We start from the raw sequence: 24,783 nt of genomic DNA on the forward strand, positions 1-24,783 counted from the left end.
TAATGACGGAACAAGAAAAAACCTCCGCCGTGGTTGAAGAGACCAGGGAGGCCGTGGACACCACGTCACAACCTGTCGCAACAGAAAAAAAGAGTAAGAACAATACTGCATTGATTCTCAGCGCGGTGGCTATCGCTATTGCTCTGGCGGCGGGTGTCGGTTTGTATGGCTGGGGTAAACAACAGGCCGTCAATCAGACCGCCACCAGCGATGCCCTGGCTAACCAACTGACGGCATTGCAAAAAGCCCAGGAGAGCCAAAAAGCCGAGCTGGAAGGCATTATTAAGCAACAAGCTGCACAGCTTAAGCAGGCGAATCGTCAGCAAGAAACGCTGGCAAAACAGTTGGATGAAGTCCAACAAAAGGTCGCCACCATTTCCGGCAGCGATGCTAAAACCTGGCTGCTGGCTCAGGCCGATTTTCTGGTGAAACTCGCCGGACGGAAGCTGTGGAGCGATCAGGACGTCACGACCGCTGCAGCGTTGCTGAAAAGTGCAGATGCCAGCCTGGCGGATATGAATGACCCGAGTCTGATTACCGTTCGTCGGGCAATTACCGATGATATCGCCAGCCTTTCTGCAGTTTCGCAGGTGGATTATGACGGCATCATCCTTAAGCTTAATCAGCTTTCAAATCAGGTAGATAACCTGCGTCTGGCCGATAATGACAGCGATGGTTCGCCGATGGATTCCGACGGTGAAGAGCTTTCCAGTTCCATCAGCGAATGGCGTATCAATCTGCAAAAAAGCTGGCAGAACTTTATGGACAACTTCATTGCGATTCGCCGTCGTGATGACACCGCCGTACCGCTGTTAGCGCCAAATCAGGATATCTATCTGCGCGAAAATATTCGCTCTCGCCTGCTGGTCGCAGCACAAGCTGTACCGCGTCACCAGGAAGAGACTTATCGCCAGGCGCTGGAGAACGTCTCCACCTGGGTACGAGCTTACTACGATACTGATGATGCCACCACCAAAGCGTTCCTCGACGAGGTGGACCAGTTAAGCCAGCAAAATATCTCGATGGATCTTCCGGAAACCCTGCAAAGCCAGGCGATGCTGGAAAAACTGATGCAGACCCGCGTGCGTAACCTGCTGGCACAACCGGCAGCGGGGACAACGGAAGCTAAACCTGCACCTGCACCTGCACCTGCACCTGCACCTGCACCTGCACCGCAAGGTGATACTCCGGCAGCCGCGCCGCAAGGAGAATAACCATGCTAAAAGTGTTATTACTCTTTGTTTTGCTGATTGCGGGGATAGTGGTTGGCCCGATGATTGCCGGTCATCAGGGTTACGTGCTGATCCAGACTGACAACTACAATATCGAAACCAGCGTCACGGGCCTGGCGATTATTTTGATTCTGGCGATGGTAGTGCTGTTTGCCATTGAGTGGCTACTGCGGCGGATCTTCCGCACAGGCGCACACACCCGTGGGTGGTTTGTCGGACGTAAGCGTCGCCGTGCCCGTAAGCAGACCGAACAGGCGCTGCTGAAACTGGCGGAAGGCGATTATCAGCAAGTTGAAAAGCTGATGGCGAAAAATGCCGATCACGCGGAACAACCGGTGGTGAACTATCTACTGGCTGCCGAAGCCGCGCAACAACGTGGTGATGAAGCACGCGCCAACCAACATCTGGAACGCGCAGCAGAGCTGGCCGGCAATGACACCATTCCGGTAGAAATCACCCGTGTACGTCTGCAACTGGCCCGTAATGAAAACCATGCTGCACGCCACGGCGTGGATAAGCTGCTGGAAGTTACGCCACGCCATCCGGAAGTATTACGTCTGGCGGAACAGGCGTATATCCGCACAGGTGCATGGAGTTCTCTGCTGGATATCATCCCATCAATGGCGAAAGCCCATGTTGGTGATGAAGAACATCGTGCAATGCTGGAACAACAGGCATGGATTGGCCTGATGGATCAGGCGCGTGCCGATAACGGTAGTGAAGGTTTGCGTAACTGGTGGAAAAACCAAAGCCGGAAAACGCGTCATCAGGTAGCGTTGCAGGTGGCAATGGCGGAACATCTTATTGAATGTGACGATCATGATACTGCCCAGCAAATTATCATCGATGGCCTGAAACGCCAGTACGACGATCGCCTACTGCTGCCGATTCCTCGACTGAAAACCAACAATCCGGAACAGCTGGAAAAAGTGCTGCGCCAGCAGATCAAAAACGTCGGCGATCGCCCGCTGTTGTGGAGCACACTGGGCCAGTCACTGATGAAGCACGGAGAATGGCAGGAAGCATCGCTCGCCTTCCGCGCGGCGCTGAAACAACGTCCGGACGCCTACGATTACGCATGGCTTGCCGACGCGCTGGACAGACTGCACAAGCCGGAAGAAGCTGCAGCGATGCGTCGCGACGGTTTGATGTTAACGTTGCAGAACAACCCACCACAGTAGTTCCTTCTCACCCGGAGGCAAGCACCTCCGGGACCTTTCTGATGCATAAAAAAACGCCTGCTCTTATTACGGAGCAGGCGTTAAAACAGGTCTGTATGACAACAAGTGGGTGCTTCACTCAACGTTGTGTCCATGGTGTCTGATGAGGCATAAGCGACATCTGTCAGTGGACGATAAGCACCGTAAACGGCTCTGCGTCATTCCGGAGTTTATGAGGCACTAAGGCGAACATAAGAGATGGAATGAGCATCTACCCGTTTATTATGCCACAGAGAATCGGGAAATAACATCCCTTAACACTTGTTATGAGATAATTCTGTAATCCTCTTTGCTTCCTGAGTAATAACTTCCTGAGTGAATATTTAACCTGAGCTTGATCCTACACATACTTATTATGAATGATAAAATTCATTCAATTAATAACACATATATTAATTGCCGTTAAAACTAAAAAAGCATCAATAATCAACGTGATATAATAAACCTGCCTTACATATCAACTGCGCCAGAGGTAGGATTGAAAACGCTCTCCTGATTTTCCAATTCATTTTCTGGATAAATAAATAATTTATTTTTATCACTATTATTTATGTAATCATCCTGTCAGGGAGAGGGATCTCAATTATCAATGCTTAATTACGTCATCATTTTGATGACATGAAACCGGAGCATTTTGCATGGAATTTTCGTTTTCACCCAAACTTCTTGTTGTTGCTGTCGCCGCCGCTCTTCCTCTCATGGCCAGCGCAGCAGATACCCCGTCAACTGCCACCGCACGCAAAGGCTTTGCCGGATACGATCACCCAAACCAGTATCCACAGAACGCTGCAATTTATTGAATTTGCACGATCATGTAGGCCGGATAAGGCGTTTACGCCGCATCCGGCAATCAACCGCAGGCGGCCACAAAATGGCCGCTTTTTTACTTATTCACCACCAGCAAATGTGCCTGCATAATGTCACTGGCCGGGCGACCGTGCGCCAGCAAATCAGCCATTGCTTTAAGATATGGCGGTAGATGGCGGAAATAACGCTGATACCCGGCACACAAATAATTCAGCCCCGGTTTGCCGCTGGCATCGAGCATGAAGCGGTGTTTCGGGCAGCCTCCCCAGCACGCTTTTAACACGTTACAACTGCGACACTGCGCCGGTAATTGCTTAAATTTATCTTCACCAAACACCTGCTGTTGCGGGGAATCGATCATTTCTGCAATTGTTTGCTGATGCATATTCCCCAGCCGATATTGCGGATAAACATAGTGATCGCAGGCGTAAACGTCGCCGTTGTGCTCAACAATCACCGAGCGCCCACAGGTTGGCTGATGATGGCAAACCGCACCCGGCGCACCGACAAAATTGGCAAACGCCCATTCGATATTCATCACGAAAATCTTGCCGACGTCGCGTTTGATCCAGTGGTCGAATATCGCCACCAGAAATTCACCAAATTCATCGGGGCGCACCGACCATTCCGTCAGTTCCCCCTGAATATCACCAGGCGCATGTAGTTTCAGTCCATCGCTGGCAGCTGTTTCATCAGCCAGGCGCTCGACCACCGGAATAAACTGGATGAATTCGACTCCCGCATCGCACAAAAAATCATAAACCTGCAACGGTTGCTGCGCGCTGGTGCGGTTGACGCAGACCAGCACGTTATAGTCGACATGATGTTTTTGCAGCAGCGTCAGGGCACGCATCACCAGCTTATGCGTTGGTCTGCCACCTTTGGTCACGCGATATTGATTGTGGATCTCAGCCGGACCGTCCAGCGATAACCCAACAAGAAAATGATTTTCTGCCAGAAATGCACACCATTTATCATCGAGCAGCACGCCGTTAGTCTGGAAGCTGTTACTTATCTTCCTGCCAGCACCGTATTTCGCCTGTAACTTTACGGCACGGCGGTAAAAATCCAGCCCGAGTAACGTTGGTTCGCCGCCCTGCCAGGTAAAAGCCACTTCGTTTTGCGGTTCGCTGGCAGCGATATAGTGACGGACATACGCTTCCAGCGTGTCATCGTCCATATGCGTGACTGGCTTTTCGCGGTAAAGGGATTGTTTTTCGAGATAAAAACAGTAGTCACAGTTCAGATTACAATCGGAACCACTCGGTTTCGCCATCACATGAAAAGCACGCGTTGGAACCTGTTGCAGCATGGTCACTCCTTGCCTGAAGTCATCCTTCAATACGTTAAGGGCGAAATCATACCGTGGGGCAATGAGTTATTACGGGCGTTTATTGCGAAGGGAGGGTGACGAAATGCACAGAAAACAAAAAACCCCGCCGAAGCGGGGTTCAAAATTGGTCGGCGAGAGAGGATTCGAACCTCCGACCCACTGGTCCCAAACCAGTTGCGCTACCAAGCTGCGCTACTCGCCGAAATACTGCTTTTTGAATTTTTAGTTCAATTCTTTAAAGTCGTGGTGCGAGGGGGGGGACTTGAACCCCCACGTCCGTAAGGACACTAACACCTGAAGCTAGCGCGTCTACCAATTCCGCCACCTTCGCATTGTCACAACTTCTAATAATGGGGTGGCTAATGGGATTCGAACCCACGACAACTGGAATCACAATCCAGGGCTCTACCAACTGAGCTATAGCCACCACTACAAATCTTGTTACGCGGTATTACTACCACCGCAGCTCAAGCGCCGGGACTAAATGGCGCGCCCGACAGGATTCGAACCTGAGACCTCTGCCTCCGGAGGGCAGCGCTCTATCCAGCTGAGCTACGGGCGCTTAGCGCCGTTGCGGGGGTGGATAATACGGACTTCCCACCCCTCTGTCTAGTCCCTTTTTAAATAAATTGCGCGTTTGGTTACGGTTTGTGCGTTTTGCTGCTTATTCCTCCAGTTTATGCGCTTTCCCGTGGCGATTAAGGCCAAAAACTTTATAAATCGCCGTCACCGCCAGCATAAAGATGATGCCAACAAACAGCGACATACGCGTATCTTCATTAAAGTACATGCCGATCAAAACGCAAATCAGGAATGCCATTGTTACGTAGTTGGCCCACGGGAACAGGATTGAGCGGAACGGATGGCTGGCAATCGCCGCTTTATGTGCACGCCGAAAACGCAGCTGGCTTATCAATATCACAAACCATGGCACCATCCCCGGAAGCACGCTGGCACTGTAGACGTAGACAAACACACGCTGCGGATTGGGAATGATGTAGTTCAGGCATGAGCCAATTAGCAGAATAGCAATAGATACTGCCACACCCGCAACTGGTACGCCGTGACGGGAAACTTTCGCCATCGCCGCCGGTAACTGACGGTTTTTCGCCAGTGCGTAGAGCATACGTCCGCAACTGTACATGCCGCTGTTACAGCCAGAGAGCGCAGCCGTCAGCACCACAAAGTTGATAATGCCCGCCGCTGCGGTAATACCGATTTTGGCAAAAGTCAGTACGAACGGGCTGCCGTTGCTGCCAATTTCATTCCACGGGAAGATGGTGACGATAACGAAAATCGCGCCTACGTAGAAAATCAGGATCCGCCACAGCACTTTGCCTACGGCACTGCGCAGCGTCACCTGCGGATTCTTCGCTTCACCGGCAGTAATGCCAATCAACTCCACGCCCTGGTAGGACGCCACCACAATACACAGCGCGGTCAGGAACCCTTTCCAGCCACCCGCAAAGAAACCGCCATGCTCTGTGAGATTGCTAAAACCAATCGACTGCCCGCCATTGCCAAAGCCAAAGAAAATCACGCCCAGGCCAATGACAATCATCACGATAATCGTGGTGACTTTGATCATCGCGAACCAGAACTCGATTTCGCCGTACAACCGCACCGCCGCCAGATTCGCCAACGCCACCAGCGCCACTGCGATCAATGCGGGTATCCACTGCGCCATCTCCGGGAACCAGAACTGGACATAAACGCCAATGGCGGTGATTTCTGAGATCCCCACGGCCATCCACATAAACCAATAAGACCAGGCGGTGAGATAACCAAAGAACGGGCTCATATAACGATGCGCATAAACGGCGAACGAACCGGTAACCGGTTCGAGGAACAACATTTCGCCCATTGAACGCATGATGAAAAAGACGAATAGCCCGGCGATGATATAGGCCAACAATACGGATGGCCCGGCCCATTTCAAGGTACTGGCGGCCCCCATAAACAGGCCGACGCCAATGGTGCCCCCCAGGGCGATGAGTTCGATATGTCGAGCTTCCAGCCCACGCTGTAGCTCTGGTTTGTTATCTGCCATAAATCCTCGTGTTGTGTTTGCATGCTTTCCGGTGTTACCGGTTATCGTTATGGGTACATCGAGTGTTGCGAATGTTTTCGTAATTCAGGAGAAATGGCAAATAAAGCATTAAAAATTTGAATGCTTTGTGTAATAAAAAAGCAGACAGGCGACGGAGTGACCACTCCGTCGCTTTACAAAGAGAGGAAAATCAGAGGTTGCCGGTGTAGTGCCAGCGTAAATAACGCAGCAAACGAAGCTGACGCTTAATGCGGCTCGGCTGCGAAAGCAGGCGGTAGAGCCACTCCAGTCCCAGCGTTTGCCAGATTTTCGGTGCGCGTTTTACGTGACCGGTGAAAACATCGTAAGTCCCGCCAACGCCCATATACAGCGCATCTGGATGCACCAGACGGCAGTCGCGCATGAAGATCTCCTGCTTTGGCGATCCCATCGCAACGGTGACGATTTGCGCTCCGCTGGCATGAATGCGTTCAAACAGCGCCTGACGCTGCTCGGGTTTAAAATAACCATCCTGACTGCCAACGATATTCACATTCCATTGGTTGCGCAGTTTAGCTTCAGTTTGCGCCAGCACTTCAGGTTTACCGCCCACAAGAAATACCGGCGTCCCTTCTTTGCCTGCGCGCGCCATCAGCTCTTCCCAGAGATCGGCACCGGCAACGCGGGAAACCTGCGCCTGCGGGTACTTTTTACGTACTGAACGTACAACGCTGATGCCATCCGCATATTTAAATTCGGCAGCGTTAATTAACTCCCTGACCTCGGCGTTATCTTCAATGGTCAGCATTTTTTCGGCATTAATGGCAACCAGCGTTCCCTGCTTAAGCTGCCCGTCAGCAAACAGATAATCGAGGGCGTGCTGCATATCACGCCAACCAATCAACTGTAAGCCACGCAGCGTATAGGTCGGTGCCGTGGTGTTGTTATTCATTGTTATCCTTCAACCTGCGTCCGGAGCGATGATTTTGTACGTTTATGAATGAGTCCGGCGCTTTCAAAAAGCCAGTACAACAGTTTTGCGATCATCAGACATGCGCCGAAGACCACGATAAAAAAGACTACGCGTGAGACAAACGAATCCAGCCCTTCACGTGCCAGCACGATCATATTGAAGATCGCCCCAAAGCAGAAACTGTGCAATATCGCAGCCTTATAGCGATTAGGCTCGCGGTTGCCCAGCTCATACAGCCAGTCGAACCATTTGATGATCAGACCAACCACGATCGCCCCGAGCGGGATGAACAACGCGCCGCCCATCACCACCAGTGAGCCTATAAGCGTAGGCGAGATCGCCAGTCCGGAGTGGTTATTCAGCACTTCCCAGGTAAAGTAGTTGGCTGAGTTCAGCACCATACTCGGGCGACCCGGCCACAGCCAGGAAGGGATAAAGACATAGAAATCGCGGACAATTGGAGCCAGGCCCTGGAAGTCGATGTTGTCGTAGTTCTGCAACAGCAACGCCAGATTCTCCCACGGCGAGAAGGTGTCGCGAGTGAGATAGAGAAACGTATAGAACGCTTCATCGCCGCTCACATTCATTCCATAGCGTTTTAGCGCCAGCCAGAACATGCCCACAATCCCCAGCACGCCCGCCGCCGCCAGCATCCACAACGAAATCCAGCCGCGAATAATGCCAATAAACAGGAAGATAGCGAATGCGATGATGATATTGGCGCGAGTGCCGCCGACAATCATATAAGTCAGCAAGCCAAAGGCGACCGTGCTGACGAGGAAAAACAGCCACGCTTTGCTATCCTGGCGCAGAAAGTAGACCACCAGCATCGCCGGGATGAAAAAGTAAAAGAAGCGTTTTAACGCCACGCCGGAGACTTCACTGGAGAAGATCTGACTGTAGGAGTTAAGCCGGAACAGCAAAAAGCCGTTGTGCATGAAGAAGATGCCGACGCTTACCAGCGCGATGCCCATCAGGATCACCCACGTAAGATTGGTCTCCACGCGGTTCATGGTAAACAGCGGACGGCGCGGTACATCAGCAACGCGTTTGCGTAGGCGGGTTTTGTAGGTGACATAGTAAACCGCGTAGAAGCAGCCCGCAGAAAGCAACGCCTGCAACAAGATTTCTGGCGGCGCGACACCAACATCAAAGCGAAATACCAGCACGCTGGTCAGCGGGAAGCCGAAGAAAAAGGTGAGCAAAAACAGCAATGAAAAGAAGACATTGAAGTTAAAGCGCACACGGCGAAACTCAAACCAGGTCAGCGTGGCAATAAACAGCGTGCAGAGCAGCCAGACCACAAACAGGCCACTGAATTGCAGCAGACTCATGCGCCCTCCCCGGCGGCAATCGCCAACGCCCGCTGCCAGCCTTGTAGATAGTTAGGGCTAAAGAAGGCAATGGTGTTTTTATCCACCGACGCCAACTGGCGCTGCGCTTCACGCACAATATCCTCGTTGAGATCGTCGGTAGTAAACAGCACTGGCAAATGCTGTTCCGTCATATCCTGCCAGAACGGATTTTCCCGGTTAAGCACACAAGGAATGCCCGCCTGAATCAGTAAGCACAGCGTACCAATGCCCTGCTGGCGAGCAAAAATAAAGTAACCAAGATCGCACTGACGAAGTAGCGCCAGATAGGCGTCAAATTCCAGTTTTTCGCTCAAAATTTGCAGATTTTCTTCGCTGAATAACTCCAGCCCCGCCTGACGAACTTCCTCAATGTACGCTTCGTTATTAGGCGGATATCCCATCGGCACCACCACTTTTACCGTATCGCCAAATTGCTGATGAACGGCACGTAAAGCGGCGACATGCTCATTGCTGAGGTCGCCGGAGTTCCCCACCAGAATGGTCATTTTTCCTTCACGTTGCCGATCGTTCGCCATCGTATTGAGAGAAGGGTCCATCCGCGTCGGGAAGTACAGCAGTTCTCCCCGCACCTTTGGGTGCGTTTTGGCAAAAAAGCTCAAATCGCCGCGGGTGGCAAATACACAGCCGACTCGCTTTTGCGCCAGGCGACGTAGTGGGTAAAAAAGCTTATATCTCAAGCCACTGGAAAGCTCATACAGGTCTGCCCCCCAGATATGCCAGAAAAACTGGCTGGGCTTAATGCCACCACTCAGCAGAGCCAGCCACAGTGTGGGATTGAACTGACCGTGGAAAAAAAATCGCTGCTGACGGTTAGCTTTTGCTTTCGCGATGACCGCTTCCGCCAGCGATTTTTTCCCAGGGAAAAATTGCACAGAAAGCGCCGGACAGCTATCACTTAAGCCGTCGTCCTTGCCAACAACCATAAACTCGCGCGCGTGCTCGCTCGTCGCAGCCAGCGCGTCATTGAAAAACCGCAAAACGGTTCGGTTATGGTGAGGGATATCCGATCCCAGTACGTGAATCAGTACAGTCATGCCCGCCTACGCCAGAGTAAAAACACGCCACAACAAAGAGAAAAATAGACGATATAAGTTGCCATATATGCCTGCGCCGCGCCCAGTGCACCATGCGCAGGGATTAGCCAGTGGGCAAATACCATCAATAAAGTGAACTGGCTGATTTCCGCCAGAATATAAAACCGCAATGACGCTTTGGCGATCACCAGATAACCAAAGACATAAGCGCCCACTTTTAACACATCACCCACTAACTGCCAGGCAAAGAGATCGCGCATAGCGGTAAATTTATTCGACAACAGCAGCCAGATAGCAAAATCACGCAGCAGCCAGACGGTAAAACTCGCCGCCGCCACTGCCGGTAAGACGAATTTCAGCGATTTAACCACTTCCCGGGTGATATCGCGCTTTTCCGTTAGCCGCGACAACGTGGGCAGCAAATATACGCTGAACGATGCCGTAATAAATTGCAGGTAGGCATCGGAAATACTGCTCACCCCTTGCCAGATCCCCACTTCATCCCAGCTATACTGCGCCGCCAGCAGTTTACGCATCATGATGTAAGCAACAGGCAAGGTCACCGACGTAATCAACGCCATGAGCGTAAATTTGCTCAACTGCCCTGCCAGACCGTTATCCCAGCTGGGTTTCAGATAGCTTAACGGGATGACACCACGTTTGATCAACATGATAGCGGCAGGAATTACCACCAGCGCGGGAATCAGCGCCAGACCCAGCAACGCCCCTTCATAACCGCCCAAACGGTAACTGACGTAGTACGCGAGAACGCCAATCAAGCTGCCGACAATCAGCGATAACGCATTACCTGCGGCATCGCGAAAGCCTTTCATCAGCGCCAGTAACAGGTTGCCCCAGGCGATCCCCATTTGCACCAGCGCCACTAAACGCACCAGCCCCTGATAGTCGGTATTACCAAACAATCCCTGGCTGATTGGCGCAGCTGCCAGCACAAAAACCAGCGCCATCAGCGTAGAGAAACCAAGTACCATCGCTGATGAAGTGCCGACCACGCGGCGCAGCTGTTGCGGATTATCATGGTACTGGGCAACGTATTTGGTTACACCGTTAAAGATGCCAGCTCCGGCAAGCACGCCGAGCACGGTAATCAACTGGCGGAAATTTGCCGCCAGCCCAAGCCCCGCCGGACCAAATGACACAGCCAGCAACTTACCGACCAGTAACCCGGCACCAATCTTGACCAGTGTACTGGCCGCCGTCCACAAGGACGCTTTTGCCAACGACATATCAGGAGAAGTAGTTCAACAAAGTCGCAATTACCGTACGCTGATTGACGGGCGACAGGTTGTAGAACAGCGGCAGGCGCAGCAGGCGCTCGCTCTCTTTGGTGGTGTAGCGATCTTCACCGTGGAACTCACCAAAGCGTTCCCCCGCAGGGCAACCGTGCAGCGGAATGTAATGGAACACCGCCATGATTTCCGCTTCTTTCAGAAAGTTAATCAACGCGCTCCGGTCATCAATATCCCGCAGTTTAATGTAGAACATATGCGCGTTCTGCACGCAGCCATCGGGAATCGACGGCAGCTCGATACGCCCGGCTTTCGCCAGAGGCGCTAACGCATCGTAGTAGTTTTGCCACAGCGCCAGACGTTGCTGGTTGATACGATCCGCTGCTTCCAGTTGCGCCCACAGGTACGCAGCTTGCAGATCGGACATCAAATAGCTGGAGCCAATATCGCGCCAGGTATATTTATCGACCTGACCACGGAAGAACTGGCTGCGGTTAGTGCCCTTTTCACGGATGATCTCGGCTCGTTCGATTAACGCTTTATCGTTAATCAGCGTCGCGCCGCCTTCACCACCCGCCGTATAGTTTTTGGTTTCATGGAAGCTAAAGCAGCCAATATGACCAATGGTTCCCAGTGCACGCCCTTTGTAAGTGGACATCACGCCCTGAGCGGCATCTTCTACCACAAACAGATTATGCTTTTTCGCCAACGCCATAATGGTGTCCATTTCGCAGGCCACACCCGCGTAATGGACCGGCACGATAACGCGCGTTTTGTCGGTGATCGCCGCTTCAATCAGCGTTTCGTCGATGTTCATGGTGTCCGGGCGAACATCCACAAAAACGATTTTTGCGCCACGCAGCACAAAGGCATTGGCGGTGGAGACAAAGGTGTAGCTCGGCATGATCACTTCATCGCCAGGCTGGATATCGAGCAGCAGCGCCGCCATCTCCAGCGAAGCGGTGCAGGACGGCGTCAGTAACACTTTGGCGCTGCCAAAACGTTGCTCCAGCCACTGCTGGCAGCGACGGGTAAAACCGCCATCGCCACACAGTTTGCCGCTACCCATTGCCGACTGCATATAGTCGAGTTCGGTTCCCACCACCGGCGGTGCGTTAAATGGAATCATGTGATCACCTGTATAACCAGTACGCGGTGCTTTCTACATTCGCACCACTTTGTATGTATCGTTTAAGCGCGGCGGTGTTGCCCATTTGGGTCGCCACCCGCAAAGTTGTTTTACCGCGAGCATACGCCCAGTTTAGCGCCGTTTGCATCAGCTCAGCACCTGCACCGCGTCCAGCCAGCAGGCCAATTCGCGCATCTGTCGCATTGAGTTCCCGTAAAGAGACATAACCGCGAATACCGCCGGACGCCGCACGTAAAATCAGACATTGATGATCAAAGGTGCCGCGCACGGCATTTTCAATCCACTGTGCATAAAAGCGTCCGCTGGCGTCAGGCGCATACCACGGCGCACGAAAACGGCTTTGCGCAAATGCGGCGCTGGCTAACTGACGTAATGCGGGAATATCGGTCTCTTGTGCCACTACAGCACCACTATCACTGACATTGTTCACGGGTAGTGCCAAATCAACTTCACCTTCTACCAGGGAGAATCCCAGCTGTTGCAGGGCATCCAGTTCACCCGTATTTGATGCCGCAATTTTGGCCTGCACCCGTGACCACGGCGCTAACACGTCTGGCGTCAGGAGCGGTGCTTCAGACGTAATGCGCACGATGGCGCTGTTAACACCAAAGAAGGCGTTTTCCCAGGTTAGTGGCTCAATACTGGCGCGGACGGGCACGAAGTAACTCCAGCAGATATTGGCCGTAGCCAGTTTTCGCTAATGAACTGGCAGCACGCTTCACACCCTCGTCATCGAGCCAGCCGTTACGCCAGGCGATCTCTTCCAGGCAGGCAATCTTAAAGCCCTGGCGTTTTTCTACTGTCTGCACAAAGGTACTGGCTTCAATCAGGCTGTCGTGAGTGCCGGTATCCAGCCAGGCAAATCCGCGCCCGAGCAGTTCAACGGTCAGGTTGCCCGCCTCGAGGTACATCTGGTTGATGGAGGTAATCTCCAGTTCACCACGCTCCGACGGCTTCACCTGCTTTGCGTACTCCACGACTTTACTGTCGTAGAAATAAAGCCCGGTCACCGCCCAGTTTGACTTCGGCTGTTTTGGCTTTTCTTCCAGCGAGATAGCGCGGAAATTGTCGTCAAACTCCACCACGCCAAAGCGTTCCGGGTCCATCACCTGATAGCCAAATACCGTCGCCCCTTCCGTGCGCGCCGCAACATGACGCAGCTTCGGACTGAAGCCCTGACCGAAGAAGATGTTATCGCCCAGCACCAGACAAGAAGGTTCACCGTTGAGGAAGGTTTCACCGATGATAAAGGCCTGCGCCAGACCGTCCGGGCTGGGCTGTTCGGCGTATTCCAGCTGGATACCGAACTCACTACCATCGCCCAGCAGGCGCTGGAAATAACCTTTATCTTCCGGCGTAGTGATGATGAGAATTTCGCGGATACCGGCCAACATCAGCACCGACAGCGGATAGTAAATCATTGGCTTATCGTAAATCGGCAACAGTTGCTTCGATACGCCGCGCGTAATCGGATGCAATCGGGTGCCGGAACCGCCCGCCAGGATAATACCTTTCATGTTTGCCTCCGCTGAAAATTAGCCTTTCAGACCTAAACGCTCGCCCTGATAGCTGCCGTCCTGCACCTGCTTCCACCAGCTTTCATTAGCCAGATACCACTGCACCGTTTTACGCATTCCACTTTCAAAGGTTTCCTGTGGCAGCCAACCAAGTTCACGGGCAATTTTCGAAGCATCAATGGCATAACGCAGATCATGCCCCGGACGGTCAGCGACAAAGGTGATCAAGTCACGATAGTGCACCACGCCGTGCGGCTTGTTCGGAGCCAGTTCTTCCAGCAGCTCGCAAATGGTTTCCACAACATCGAGATTCTTACGCTCGTTGTGACCACCAATATTATAGGTTTCACCGACTTTCCCGGTGGTCGCCACGCAATACAGCGCGCGGGCGTGATCTTCCACATACAGCCAGTCACGGATTTGCTGCCCGTTGCCATATACCGGCAGCGGTTTACCCGCCAGCGCGTTGAGGATCATCAGCGGGATCAGTTTTTCCGGAAAGTGGTAAGGACCGTAGTTATTCGAGCAGTTGGTGATCAGCGTCGGCAGACCGTAGGTCCGCAGCCAGGCGCGCACCAGATGGTCGCTGCTGGCTTTTGACGCGGAATAAGGGCTGCTCGGCGCATACGGCGTGGTTTCGGTGAAGAAATCATCCGTCGAGTGCAGGTCACCATATACTTCGTCGGTGGAGATATGATGAAAACGGAACGCTGATTTTTTATCTTCCGTCAGCGTATTCCAGTAAGCCCGCGCCGCTTCAAGCAATGTATAAGTCCCGACAATGTTGGTTTCAATAAACGCTGCCGGGCCGTCAATAGAACGGTCAACATGGCTTTCGGCTGCCAGATGCATGACACAGTCTGGCTGATGCTCAGTGAATACGCGTGCCAGTTCTGCCCGATCGCAGATATCAACTTTCTCAAAGGCAAAGTGCTCGCTTTGCGCGACCGGTGCCAGCGACATCAGGTTTCCGGCGTAGGTCAGCTTATCGACCACTACCACCGCATCGCTCGTTTCGTTGATGATATAACGCACCAGCGCCGAGCCAATAAACCCGGCACCACCTGTTATCAGAATTTTTCTCATCAGCGCCAGACTCCTTTGGCATCGACGACATACTGCTGATGGACATTGTCGCCATTGATAACTTTGAACTGACTATGATCGACCAGCATCACCAGCACGTCTGCCGTTGCCAGCGCCTCGTCAAGCTGCGCCAGAGTACAAAGCCCGGTCAGTTTTTTCGGCAACTGGTGGATGTTAGGCTCAACAACCAGCGTTTCGCCGCTGTGCCACTGGGCGATCAGTTCAGCGATTTCCATCGCCGGGCTTTCGCGCAGGTCATCAATATTCGGTTTAAACGCCAGACCAAAGCAGGCGATTTTCAGTTCACTGGCGCGTTTATCGGTAGCAGCAAGGCAGTCGGCAACCGCCGCTTTCACCTGATCGATAACCCAGAACGGTTTGTGATCGTTAACTTCGCGCGCGGTACGGATAAGCCGCGCCTGCTGGGGGTTCTGTGCCACGATAAACCACGGATCAACAGCAATGCAGTGACCGCCCACGCCAGGGCCAGGCTGAAGAATATTAACGCGAGGGTGACGATTCGCCAGGCGAATCAGTTCCCAGACGTTAATCCCCTGATCGGCACAAATCAGCGACAATTCATTAGCAAAAGCGATATTCACATCGCGGAAGCTGTTTTCGGTGAGCTTACACATTTCCGCCGTCCGCGAGTTAGTGACGACACACTCACCTTCGAGGAAAATTTTGTACAGTTCGCTGGCGCGGGTCGAACAAACCGGCGTCATACCACCAATCACGCGATCGTTTTTAATCAGCTCGACCATAACCTGGCCCGGTAACACGCGTTCCGGGCAGTAAGCAATGTTGACGTCCGCCTGCTCGCCCACCTGCTGTGGGAAAGTGAGATCCGGACGCATCTCTGCTAACCATTCTGCCATCTTCTCGGTTGACCCCACCGGCGAGGTGGATTCAAGGATCACCAGCGCGCCTTTTTTCAGCACTGGCGCAATGGAGCGAGCAGCCGATTCAACGTAGGTCATATCTGGCTCATGATCGCCTTTAAACGGCGTGGGTACAGCAATCAGCCAGGCATCCGCTTCAACTGGCGTCGTGCTCGCTCGTAAAAAACCGCCTTCTACGGCAGTTTTTACTACGCTCGCCAAATCAGGCTCGACGATATGGATTTCGCCACGATTGATGGTATCAACCGCGTGTTGGTTGATATCGACACCAATCACCTGTTTTTGCCGTGAGGCAAACGCTGCTGCTGTAGGCAGCCCGATGTAACCCAGTCCGATAACAGAAATGGTCGCAAAACTCATAGTGATATCCGATTATTTTTTAACGCTTCCAGAATGCGAGAGCATGCCTGACCATCACCATACGGGTTATGGGCGCGGCTCATAGTTTGATATTCGTTTTCGTCTTTTAAAAGACGCGTCACTTCCTCGACAATTCGCTGCTTATCCGTGCCTACCAGACGCACCGTACCCGCCGTCACCGCTTCCGGACGCTCAGTGGTATCGCGCATCACCAGCACCGGTTTCCCCAGCGAAGGCGCTTCTTCCTGAATGCCGCCTGAGTCGGTCAAAATCAGCCAGGCGTGGTTCATCAGCCAGACAAACGGTAAATACTCCTGGGGATTGATCAGAATGACATTTTTCACATGCCCCAGAATGCGATTGACCGGCTCTCTGACGTTCGGGTTGAGATGCACCGGATAGACAATCTGGATGTCCTGGTGCGTGGTGGCGATGTCTGCCAGCGCGTGGCAGATTTCTTCAAAGCCACGACCGAAACTTTCACGCCTGTGACCGGTCACCAGAATCATCTTTTTATCGGGGTCGATAAACGGGTAATTTGCCGCCAGTTCTGAACGCAGCGTGTCGCTGCTCATCACCTGATCACGCACCCATAACAGTGCATCAATGACTGTATTACCAGTAATGAAGATTCGGCTATCCGCAACGTTTTCACGCAGCAAGTTTTGCCGGGAAGTTTCGGTTGGAGAGAAGTGATACATCGCCAGATGCCCGGTCAATGTACGGTTAGCCTCTTCCGGCCACGGCGAATAGAGATCGCCCGTGCGTAAACCAGCCTCAACGTGACCAACAGGAATACGCTGATAAAACGCCGCCAGGCTGGTTGCCAGCGTCGTTGTTGTGTCGCCGTGAACCAGCACGACGTCTGGTTTGAACTCGGCAAGAATAGGTTTTAGCCCTTCCAGAATCCGACAGGTTATCTCTGTCAGGCCCTGTCCTGGCTGCATTATGTTGAGATCGTAGTCAGGTACAATGGAAAAGAGTTTCAGCACCTGATCGAGCATCTCCCGATGCTGCGCAGTGACGCAAACTTTAGCCTCAAAAAAAGGATCTTTTGCCAACGCATGCACCAACGGAGCCATCTTGATGGCTTCCGGGCGCGTACCAAATACAGTCAGTACTTTCACATCGATTCTCTTCGAATAAGCGGCGAGCGCCTTTGCGCTCGCAGCAGCAGTGTTGCTATTTCGAGCAACGGCGGGTTAATGCGACACCAGCCCCGATCAGCCCCCCGACAATGCCCCACATAATCATCAGGAAGGCACGACGTGGGCTATCGCGTTTTACCGGTTCTTCCGGCGTACGCAAATAGCGATAGGTCTGAAAACGCGGATCCAGGGTTGGACCAACATTCAGGGTGTTTAACATGGCCCGATTCTGATCATAGTCGAGATCAAAGGCCGGACCGACGGCCTGTAAATTTTCCAGTCGAGCCTGGAGCATTGGACGCCCAAGCAGGAACATTTCTGAATCAGGTAATTCCTCGGCAGGCACATCTGTCGCACTGCGCGAAATATTATGCTGCTCAGCAATTTTCAGCGCCTGCTCAATGCTGTTCATCCGGCGGTCGTAGATGGCTTTCGCCACCTCTTCCTGACGCTTCACCTGAGCTTTCATCTGGATGGTGCGTGCCGCCCATGCGCCTTTCAGCTCATCATTCAGATGGCTGGCTGCACGCTGGCTGGCAAAAGCAACATACTGACGTAACAGGTTATTAGCGTCAGGCGCGGTTTCGGCAATAAGCTTCACGCTGTCATTGACCGCGCGGGTAAAGTCTCCGGGGATAAACTGGATGTTGTTAATCATTTCATCCAGCAACGCCGCATCGGCTTTGCTGTTGCCCACCATCCGCTGTTTGTAATAGTCGGTTTGCAGCCAGAACTCTCTGCGGGTATCCCACGAGGCCAGTTGCATAACAAACTCTTTATAGGCTTCGTCCATGACCGATGGTTGATCGGCAGAAGCCATGTTTGAACGGACATCCAGGTTACGCAAAAATTGCTGCTGCGAGTAATATCCCCCCAGCATATTCACCGTTGGACGATCGGTAATCGCCGTCGAGCTCCACTCCTGACGAGCAAAAAAAGTATACGCCAGCGCGATTAACGCAAACGCCAGCCCCATGCCAATAATCCATAGCTTCCCAGCCCACAAGGTACGAAACAACCCACGAATATCCAGTTCATTTTCAGCGTCTTCGGCCGGTTTCCCAGGCATTGGTTGTGTCATCACATCCTCATTTATTTGGTTAAATTGGGGCTGCCACCACGATTTCTACGCAGTCTGCGTTTTACGCGCTTAATAAAGCGAGCAACTTTCCAGGCACGCTTAATGCAATATCCATAGAGGAAGAATGCTAGCAAAAAGAGCACCAGCATGACCCACTCCGGGACAAAATGAGAATATTCTGCCAGCACGCCAATGGAAGCGAGCAGTGCTGCGGCAAGGGTAATCAGCACAAACGCCTGACGGGAAGTAAACCCGGCACGCATGATCAAATGGTGAATATGCTGACGGTCAGGAGAGAATGGGCTCATGCCTTTACGCAGGCGACGGTACATAATCGCCACCATATCCATTAGCGGAATGGCGATTATCCACAAAGCGGTAACCGGGCTGATGGGATGGGTTTTGCCCTGGGTCGTTTCGAGCAGGATCCAGATAACGGTAAAACCAATCAGCGTACTGCCCGCATCACCCATAAAGACTTTGTAGCGGCGACCCAGGATACCAAGGTTAAGCATGATGTATGGCAGGATGGCGGCGATCATCGCAAAGCACCAGATTGCGAGGCTGGTTTGCCCGTCGAACCACAAAATCATACCGATTGCTGCAAACGAGACGCAGGACAACCCGCCCAGCAAGCCATCAATGCCATCAACCATGTTGAACGCATTAATGGCCGCCCAGACGGCAAATAGCGTCAGGAAGTAACCAAACGGTCCGAGCACCATCTCCCAGGAGCCAAAGATATAACCCAGGCTACTGAGATAAAGTTTGCCGAACACCATCATAACAATGCCAACAGCGGCCTGTATGGTGGCACGGATTTTTACGCTGATATCAAAACGGTCATCCAGCGCGCCAATGAAAACAAGCACACCGGCACAAGCGAGATAGAGAGATGCATGCGGAATATAGTAATCGACAATTCCGAACGTGAAGCAAATCCCTGCGTAAACCGAAATCCCCCCAACGAGAGGTATCAATCCCTGGTGACGTTTGCGGAAGTTTGGTTTATCCACTAAACCGACTTTTTTTGCCACTTTACGGGCAAAAAACAGAAACAGTGTCGTGAATAAAAAAATACTGATGAGATCAGTACTCACTGTCAGTAAATTCACAATGCATGCTCTCAGAGAAAATTATTAGCAGAAGTATAACCACGAAGACCTTTATTCAGAAGGGAAAGTCCGTTCCGAACCCACCAGTCCTGTGCAAAAATTAACCATTTGATATGCAAATTGCATAACATGCCAGCAAATTCCAGGAATTTTCCTAACATCGCCAGCGCGGCATTAAGATTACAGATATAAAAGCAAAACGCCACGTAAACACGTGGCGTTTTTGGCATAAGACAAATTTATGAGCGTTTCATCATTTCGAAGAAATCGTCATTGGTCTTAGTCATGGCCAGTTTATTAATGAGGAATTCCATTGCATCGATTTCGCCCATCGGGTGAATGATTTTGCGCAGGATCCACATTTTCTGCAGTTCTTCCTGAGTCGTGAGCAGCTCTTCTTTACGGGTACCGGAACGGTTGTAGTCGATAGCCGGGAAGACGCGTTTTTCAGCGATCTTACGAGAGAGGTGCAGTTCCATGTTGCCTGTACCTTTAAACTCTTCGTAAATAACTTCGTCCATTTTAGAACCGGTATCGATAAGCGCCGTCGCGATAATGGTCAGGCTGCCGCCCTCTTCCACGTTACGCGCCGCACCGAAGAAGCGTTTCGGACGATGAAGGGCATTGGCGTCCACACCACCGGTCAACACTTTACCTGACGCCGGAACAACAGTGTTGTAAGCGCGCGCCAGACGAGTGATGGAGTCGAGCAGAATGATAACGTCTTTCTTGTGCTCAACCAGGCGTTTCGCCTTCTCGATCACCATTTCCGCAACCTGAACGTGGCGAGATGCGGGTTCGTCAAAGGTAGAAGCAACAACTTCACCTTTTACCAGACGCTGCATCTCGGTTACTTCTTCCGGACGTTCGTCGATCAGCAGAACCATCAGCACACAATCCGGGTGGTTGTAAGCAATGCTCTGAGCAATGTTCTGCAGCAGCATAGTTTTACCGGCTTTCGGCGGTGCCACAATCAGACCACGCTGACCACGACCGATAGGTGATGCCAGATCCAGTACGCGAGCAGTTAAATCTTCAGTAGAACCGTTACCACGTTCCATACGCAGACGAGAGTTTGCGTGCAGCGGGGTTAAGTTCTCAAAGAGGATTTTGTTGCGGGCGTTTTCAGGTTTGTCGAAGTTAACTTCGTTAACTTTCAGCAGCGCAAAATAGCGTTCACCTTCTTTCGGCGGGCGAATCTTACCAGAGATGGTATCACCAGTGCGGAGGTTGAAACGGCGGATTTGGCTAGGGGAAACGTAGATGTCATCAGGACCGGCGAGGTAGGAGCTGTCTGCGGAACGGAGGAAACCAAATCCATCCTGCAATATCTCCAGTACGCCATCACCAAAGATATCTTCGCCACTCTTTGCGTGCTGCTTCAGGATGGCAAAAATAATGTCCTGCTTACGCATACGAGCCAGGTTTTCCAGCCCCATATTTTCGCCGAGAGTGATCAGCTCAGAAACCGGCGTATTCTTTAATTCGGTAAGATTCATAGTGGTGTGAGTTCTTAAACTTGGGGTAAATCTCGAACTTAATGTTGTGAATGGTATGGCAGGATCATCCATGCCTGTTTACGGTCATCGACTCATGTCTTTTCGCTGCCTGGTCACAGGAGAGTACGCAGAACTGAAACGACAAGACGGATTGAGTGACGAGCCAGAAATCTGTTCACTTCGCATTTAAGATAAAATGGGAAGCGTTGGAAATTACAAGATTCAAACTTAATAAGGTATGTTTAATACGAAGTCAACACTAAGTTAGCATGACTCACGCCGGGCGTCCAGTTTTTAGCGACGGGGCACCCGAACATGAAATTCCCTTACGCCAGGTTAGCGTCGAGGAACTCTTTCAACTGACCTTTAGACAGTGCGCCCACTTTGGTTGCCGCCACTTCACCGTTTTTGAACAGCAGCAGAGTCGGGATACCACGGATGCCATATTTCGGCGCAGTGCCAGGGTTTTGATCGATGTTCAGTTTTGCAACGGTCAGTTTGCCCTGATATTCGTCAGCGATTTCATCCAGAATCGGGGCGATCATTTTGCACGGACCGCACCACTCTGCCCAGAAATCGACGAGGATCGCCCCGTCCGCTTTGAGTACATCCGTGTCAAAACTGTCGTCAGTCAGGTGAATAATTTTATCGCTCATATATAACTCCACAGGAATAAGCCTGGCGTGTTGGTTTCGTTGTTGGTGTAACATTAACCAACTAAAGGTTGACTTTATTTCACCGGATACGCTTTCGTAAAGCAATAGTAAGCTGATATTCTACCACACTATGAGCAAAACACATTTAACAGAACAGAAGTTTTCCGACTTCGCCCTGCATCCGAAGGTTGTAGAAGCCCTTGAAAAAAAAGGGTTTCATAACTGTACGCCCATTCAGGCACTGGCCCTTCCGCTGACGCTGGCGGGTCGTGACGTAGCCGGGCAGGCGCAAACCGGTACCGGGAAAACGATGGCGTTTCTTACGTCAACGTTTCATTATCTTCTCTCTCATCCTGCGATTGCCGATCGCAAGGTGAATCAGCCGCGTGCCTTAATTATGGCACCGACGCGTGAACTTGCCGTGCAGATCCACGCCGACGCGGAGCCACTTGCGCAAGCTACCGGCCTGAAGCTGGGTCTGGCTTACGGTGGTGATGGCTACGACAAACAGCTGAAAGTGCTGGAAAGCGGCGTTGACATTCTGATTGGCACCACGGGTCGTTTAATTGACTACGCCAAGCAGAACCACATTAACCTCGGTGCCATTCAGGTAGTGGTACTGGACGAAGCCGATCGCATGTACGATCTGGGCTTTATTAAAGATATCCGCTGGCTGTTCCGCCGTATGCCGCCTGCAAACCAGCGCCTCAACATGCTGTTCTCCGCCACGCTTTCGTACCGGGTACGTGAACTGGCGTTCGAGCAGATGAACAATGCCGAATATATTGAAGTGGAACCGGAACAGAAAACGGGCCACCGTATTAAAGAAGAGCTTTTCTACCCTTCTAACGAAGAAAAAATGCGTTTGCTGCAAACGCTGATCGAAGAAGAGTGGCCAGACAGAGCGATTATTTTCGCCAATACCAAACACCGTTGTGAAGAGATCTGGGGCCACCTGGCGGCAGATGGTCATCGTGTTGGTTTGTTGACAGGCGATGTCGCGCAGAAAAAACGTCTGCGTATTCTTGATGAATTTACCCGTGGCGATCTGGATATTCTGGTTGCCACCGACGTTGCCGCGCGTGGTTTGCATATTCCGGCAGTGACGCACGTCTTTAACTACGATTTACCCGATGACTGTGAAGATTACGTTCACCGTATTGGTCGTACAGGTCGCGCAGGCGCAAGCGGTCACTCTATCAGCCTGGCGTGTGAAGAGTATGCATTGAATTTACCTGCTATTGAAACCTATATTGGTCACTCAATTCCGGTAAGCAAATACAATCCGGACGCATTGATGACCGATCTGCCAAAACCGCTGCGCCTCACGCGCCCACGTACAGGCAATGGTCCGCGTCGTACTGGCGCTCCGCGTAATCGTCGTCGTTCAGGTTAAATAAAATGTCATACTCAAAATCATTCAAACTGTATCAAGATGGCAAGAGAATGAATCCCGATGAGCATACTGTAGTAAGTGATTCAGGTGAAAGAATGCAGCCAACACAGAGACAGATTGAAGGATGAAGAGTATGGGTTCCACCTCGTCGCTGTATGCAGCCATTGATCTCGGTTCGAATAGTTTTCATATGCTGGTTGTGCGCGAGGTGGCTGGAAGCATCCAGACGCTGACGCGAATAAAACGCAAAGTGCGTCTGGCTGCTGGCCTGAATAGCGAAAATGCCCTGTCTAATGAAGCAATGGAGCGCGGTTGGCAATGTCTGCGCCTGTTTGCTGAACGTCTGCAAGATATCCCTCCCTCGCAAATTCGCGTTGTCGCTACGGCGACATTACGTCTTGCCGTCAATGCGGGTGATTTTATTGCCAAAGCGCAGGAAATCCTCGGTTGTCCGGTACAGGTAATCAGCGGTGAAGAGGAAGCACGTCTGATTTATCAGGGCGTTGCTCACACAACTGGCGGTGCCGATCAGCGCCTGGTGGTGGATATAGGCGGTGCCAGTACTGAACTGGTAACCGGCACGGGTGCACAAACCACCTCGTTGTTCAGCCTGTCGATGGGCTGCGTCACCTGGCTGGAACGCTATTTTGCCGATCGTAATCTGGGGCAGGAAAATTTTGATGCTGCAGAAAAAGCGGCACGCGAAGTGTTACGTCCGGTTGCCGATGAATTACGGTATCACGGCTGGAAAGTGTGCGTTGGTGCTTCCGGCACCGTGCAGGCGTTACAGGAAATCATGATGGCACAGGGGATGGATGAACGCATTACCCTGGAAAAGTTGCAGCAATTGAAACAGCGAGCCATTCATTGCGGTCGGCTGGAGGAACTGGAGATTGACGGGCTGACGCTGGAACGTGCGTTAGTGTTCCCGAGTGGTCTGGCGATCCTGATCGCCATTTTTACCGAACTGAATATTCAGTGTATGACCCTGGCGGGCGGTGCGCTGCGTGAAGGCCTGGTCTACGGCATGTTGCATCTGGCCGTCGAGCAGGATATTCGCAGCCGTACGCTGCGTAATATTCAGCGCCGCTTTATGATCGATATTGATCAGGCGCAGCGCGTAGCCAAAGTTGCAGCTAACTTCTTCGATCAGGTGGAAAACGAATGGTATCTTGAAGCAATAAGCCGCGATTTGCTCATCAGCGCTTGTCAGCTTCATGAAATCGGCCTGAGCGTTGACTTCAAACAAGCGCCGCAACACGCTGCTTATCTGGTGCGTAACCTGGATCTTCCCGGTTTTACCCCTGCACAGAAAAAACTGCTGGCGACGCTACTGCTCAACCAGACTAACCCGGTCGATCTCTCATCGCTGCATCAGCAAAATGCCGTACCACCGCGCGTCGCAGAACAACTCTGCCGTTTACTCCGCCTGGCCATCATTTTTGCCAGCCGTCGTCGTGACGATTTAGTGCCAGAGATGACATTACAGGCTAACCATGAACTGTTGACCTTGACGCTTCCGCAAGGTTGGCTAACCCAAAATCCGCTGGGTAAAGAGATTATTGCTCAGGAAAGCCAGTGGCAGAGCTATGTCCACTGGCCGCTGGAAGTGCATTAAT

The 24,783-nt window shown here is 52.0% G+C and carries 21 protein-coding genes, 4 tRNA genes and 1 pseudogene; 5 read left to right on the forward strand and 21 right to left on the reverse strand.

What is annotated here, in order from left to right; all coding sequences use genetic code 11:
* The first annotated feature begins 2 nt into the window (after window positions 1-2).
* The 3 genes and pseudogenes from hemX to HGD79_RS15340 form a co-directional block, all read left to right on the forward strand.
* Window positions 3-1,214 carry a uroporphyrinogen-III C-methyltransferase gene (hemX, locus tag HGD79_RS15330; protein WP_000139030.1) on the forward strand — a complete coding sequence of 404 codons (1,212 nt, stop codon included), beginning with the start codon at window positions 3-5 and terminating at the stop codon, window positions 1,212-1,214.
* A 2-nt stretch (window positions 1,215-1,216) separates the two neighbouring features.
* Window positions 1,217-2,413: a protoheme IX biogenesis protein HemY gene (hemY, locus tag HGD79_RS15335; protein WP_000921791.1), complete on the forward strand. Its 1,197-nt coding sequence runs from the start codon at window positions 1,217-1,219 to the stop codon at window positions 2,411-2,413.
* Between the two features lie 677 nt (window positions 2,414-3,090).
* Window positions 3,091-3,228: pseudogene (locus HGD79_RS15340) on the forward strand (arylsulfatase); the annotation flags it as partial.
* Between the two features lie 107 nt (window positions 3,229-3,335).
* Here the strand turns inward: HGD79_RS15340 and HGD79_RS15345 are convergent.
* The 21 genes from HGD79_RS15345 to trxA all read right to left on the reverse strand — a co-directional run bounded on the left by HGD79_RS15345 (window position 3,336) and on the right by trxA (window position 21,768).
* A complete protein-coding gene (locus HGD79_RS15345) occupies window positions 3,336-4,571 on the reverse strand; it encodes an anaerobic sulfatase maturase (protein WP_000941530.1) in 1,236 nt (411 codons plus the stop codon).
* Window positions 4,572-4,717: 146 nt separating this feature from the next.
* Window positions 4,718-4,794, reverse strand: a tRNA-Pro gene (locus HGD79_RS15350).
* Between the two features lie 42 nt (window positions 4,795-4,836).
* Window positions 4,837-4,923, reverse strand: a tRNA-Leu gene (locus HGD79_RS15355).
* Between the two features lie 20 nt (window positions 4,924-4,943).
* Window positions 4,944-5,019 (reverse strand) — tRNA-His (locus HGD79_RS15360).
* Between the two features lie 58 nt (window positions 5,020-5,077).
* Window positions 5,078-5,154 (reverse strand) — tRNA-Arg (locus tag HGD79_RS15365).
* 102 nt (window positions 5,155-5,256) lie between these two features.
* Window positions 5,257-6,642, reverse strand: coding sequence for an amino acid permease (locus tag HGD79_RS15370; RefSeq protein WP_000774731.1), 1,386 nt, complete (start codon window positions 6,640-6,642; stop codon window positions 5,257-5,259).
* Between the two features lie 190 nt (window positions 6,643-6,832).
* Window positions 6,833-7,573, reverse strand: coding sequence for a lipopolysaccharide N-acetylmannosaminouronosyltransferase (wecG, locus tag HGD79_RS15375; protein ID WP_001064038.1), 741 nt, complete (start codon window positions 7,571-7,573; stop codon window positions 6,833-6,835).
* A gap of 2 nt (window positions 7,574-7,575) precedes the next feature.
* The gene (wzyE, locus tag HGD79_RS15380; protein ID WP_000055129.1) at window positions 7,576-8,928 is read right to left on the reverse strand and encodes an ECA oligosaccharide polymerase; all 1,353 of its coding nucleotides are present in this window, start codon (window positions 8,926-8,928) and stop codon (window positions 7,576-7,578) included.
* A complete protein-coding gene (rffT, locus tag HGD79_RS15385) occupies window positions 8,925-10,004 on the reverse strand; it encodes a TDP-N-acetylfucosamine:lipid II N-acetylfucosaminyltransferase (RefSeq protein ID WP_000217237.1) in 1,080 nt (359 codons plus the stop codon). Before rffT ends, wzyE begins: the two co-directional genes overlap by 4 nt.
* Window positions 10,001-11,251, reverse strand: coding sequence for a lipid III flippase WzxE (gene wzxE, locus HGD79_RS15390; RefSeq protein ID WP_000050260.1), 1,251 nt, complete (start codon window positions 11,249-11,251; stop codon window positions 10,001-10,003). Before wzxE ends, rffT begins: the two co-directional genes overlap by 4 nt.
* Before the next feature lies 1 nt (window position 11,252).
* Window positions 11,253-12,383, reverse strand: a complete 1,131-nt coding sequence (gene rffA / locus HGD79_RS15395; RefSeq protein WP_000612044.1) for a dTDP-4-amino-4,6-dideoxygalactose transaminase — start codon at window positions 12,381-12,383, stop codon at window positions 11,253-11,255.
* 4 nt (window positions 12,384-12,387) lie between these two features.
* Entirely contained in the window at window positions 12,388-13,062 is a 675-nt protein-coding gene (gene rffC, locus HGD79_RS15400) for a dTDP-4-amino-4,6-dideoxy-D-galactose acyltransferase (RefSeq protein WP_001145194.1), read from the reverse strand.
* Window positions 13,040-13,921: a glucose-1-phosphate thymidylyltransferase RfbA gene (gene rfbA / locus HGD79_RS15405; protein WP_000676056.1), complete on the reverse strand. Its 882-nt coding sequence runs from the start codon at window positions 13,919-13,921 to the stop codon at window positions 13,040-13,042. The genes rffC and rfbA overlap by 23 nt, the downstream gene beginning before the upstream one ends.
* Before the next feature lie 18 nt (window positions 13,922-13,939).
* Window positions 13,940-15,007 (reverse strand): dTDP-glucose 4,6-dehydratase, encoded by a 1,068-nt coding sequence (rffG, locus tag HGD79_RS15410; RefSeq protein ID WP_001226588.1) that lies wholly within the window; start codon window positions 15,005-15,007, stop codon window positions 13,940-13,942.
* A complete protein-coding gene (gene wecC, locus HGD79_RS15415) occupies window positions 15,007-16,269 on the reverse strand; it encodes a UDP-N-acetyl-D-mannosamine dehydrogenase (RefSeq protein ID WP_000006625.1) in 1,263 nt (420 codons plus the stop codon). Before wecC ends, rffG begins: the two co-directional genes overlap by 1 nt.
* Entirely contained in the window at window positions 16,266-17,396 is a 1,131-nt protein-coding gene (gene wecB, locus HGD79_RS15420; protein ID WP_000866673.1) for a UDP-N-acetylglucosamine 2-epimerase (non-hydrolyzing), read from the reverse strand. Before wecB ends, wecC begins: the two co-directional genes overlap by 4 nt.
* A gap of 55 nt (window positions 17,397-17,451) precedes the next feature.
* Entirely contained in the window at window positions 17,452-18,498 is a 1,047-nt protein-coding gene (wzzE, locus tag HGD79_RS15425) for an ECA polysaccharide chain length modulation protein (protein WP_001295256.1), read from the reverse strand.
* An 11-nt stretch (window positions 18,499-18,509) separates the two neighbouring features.
* Window positions 18,510-19,613: a UDP-N-acetylglucosamine--undecaprenyl-phosphate N-acetylglucosaminephosphotransferase gene (gene wecA / locus HGD79_RS15430; RefSeq protein WP_001050960.1), complete on the reverse strand. Its 1,104-nt coding sequence runs from the start codon at window positions 19,611-19,613 to the stop codon at window positions 18,510-18,512.
* Window positions 19,614-19,852: 239 nt separating this feature from the next.
* Window positions 19,853-21,112 (reverse strand): transcription termination factor Rho, encoded by a 1,260-nt coding sequence (gene rho, locus HGD79_RS15435; RefSeq protein ID WP_001054527.1) that lies wholly within the window; start codon window positions 21,110-21,112, stop codon window positions 19,853-19,855.
* An 84-nt stretch (window positions 21,113-21,196) separates the two neighbouring features.
* A complete protein-coding gene (gene rhoL, locus HGD79_RS15440; protein ID WP_001295255.1) occupies window positions 21,197-21,298 on the reverse strand; it encodes a rho operon leader peptide RhoL in 102 nt (33 codons plus the stop codon).
* Window positions 21,299-21,438: 140 nt separating this feature from the next.
* Window positions 21,439-21,768 carry a thioredoxin TrxA gene (gene trxA / locus HGD79_RS15445; protein WP_001280776.1) on the reverse strand — a complete coding sequence of 110 codons (330 nt, stop codon included), beginning with the start codon at window positions 21,766-21,768 and terminating at the stop codon, window positions 21,439-21,441.
* 130 nt (window positions 21,769-21,898) lie between these two features.
* On the opposite strand from trxA, the gene rhlB reads away from it, so the two are divergent.
* Together rhlB and gppA are read left to right on the forward strand one after the other, a co-directional pair.
* Window positions 21,899-23,164, forward strand: a complete 1,266-nt coding sequence (gene rhlB, locus HGD79_RS15450; protein WP_000047508.1) for an ATP-dependent RNA helicase RhlB — start codon at window positions 21,899-21,901, stop codon at window positions 23,162-23,164.
* A 133-nt stretch (window positions 23,165-23,297) separates the two neighbouring features.
* The gene (gene gppA, locus HGD79_RS15455; RefSeq protein WP_168848434.1) at window positions 23,298-24,782 is read left to right on the forward strand and encodes a guanosine-5'-triphosphate,3'-diphosphate diphosphatase; all 1,485 of its coding nucleotides are present in this window, start codon (window positions 23,298-23,300) and stop codon (window positions 24,780-24,782) included.
* Window position 24,783: the final 1 nt, after the last annotated feature.

Origin of the sequence: Escherichia sp. SCLE84, from assembly GCF_012584495.1 — a bacterium.
Taxonomy (GTDB): Bacteria; Pseudomonadota; Gammaproteobacteria; order Enterobacterales; family Enterobacteriaceae; genus ECMA0423.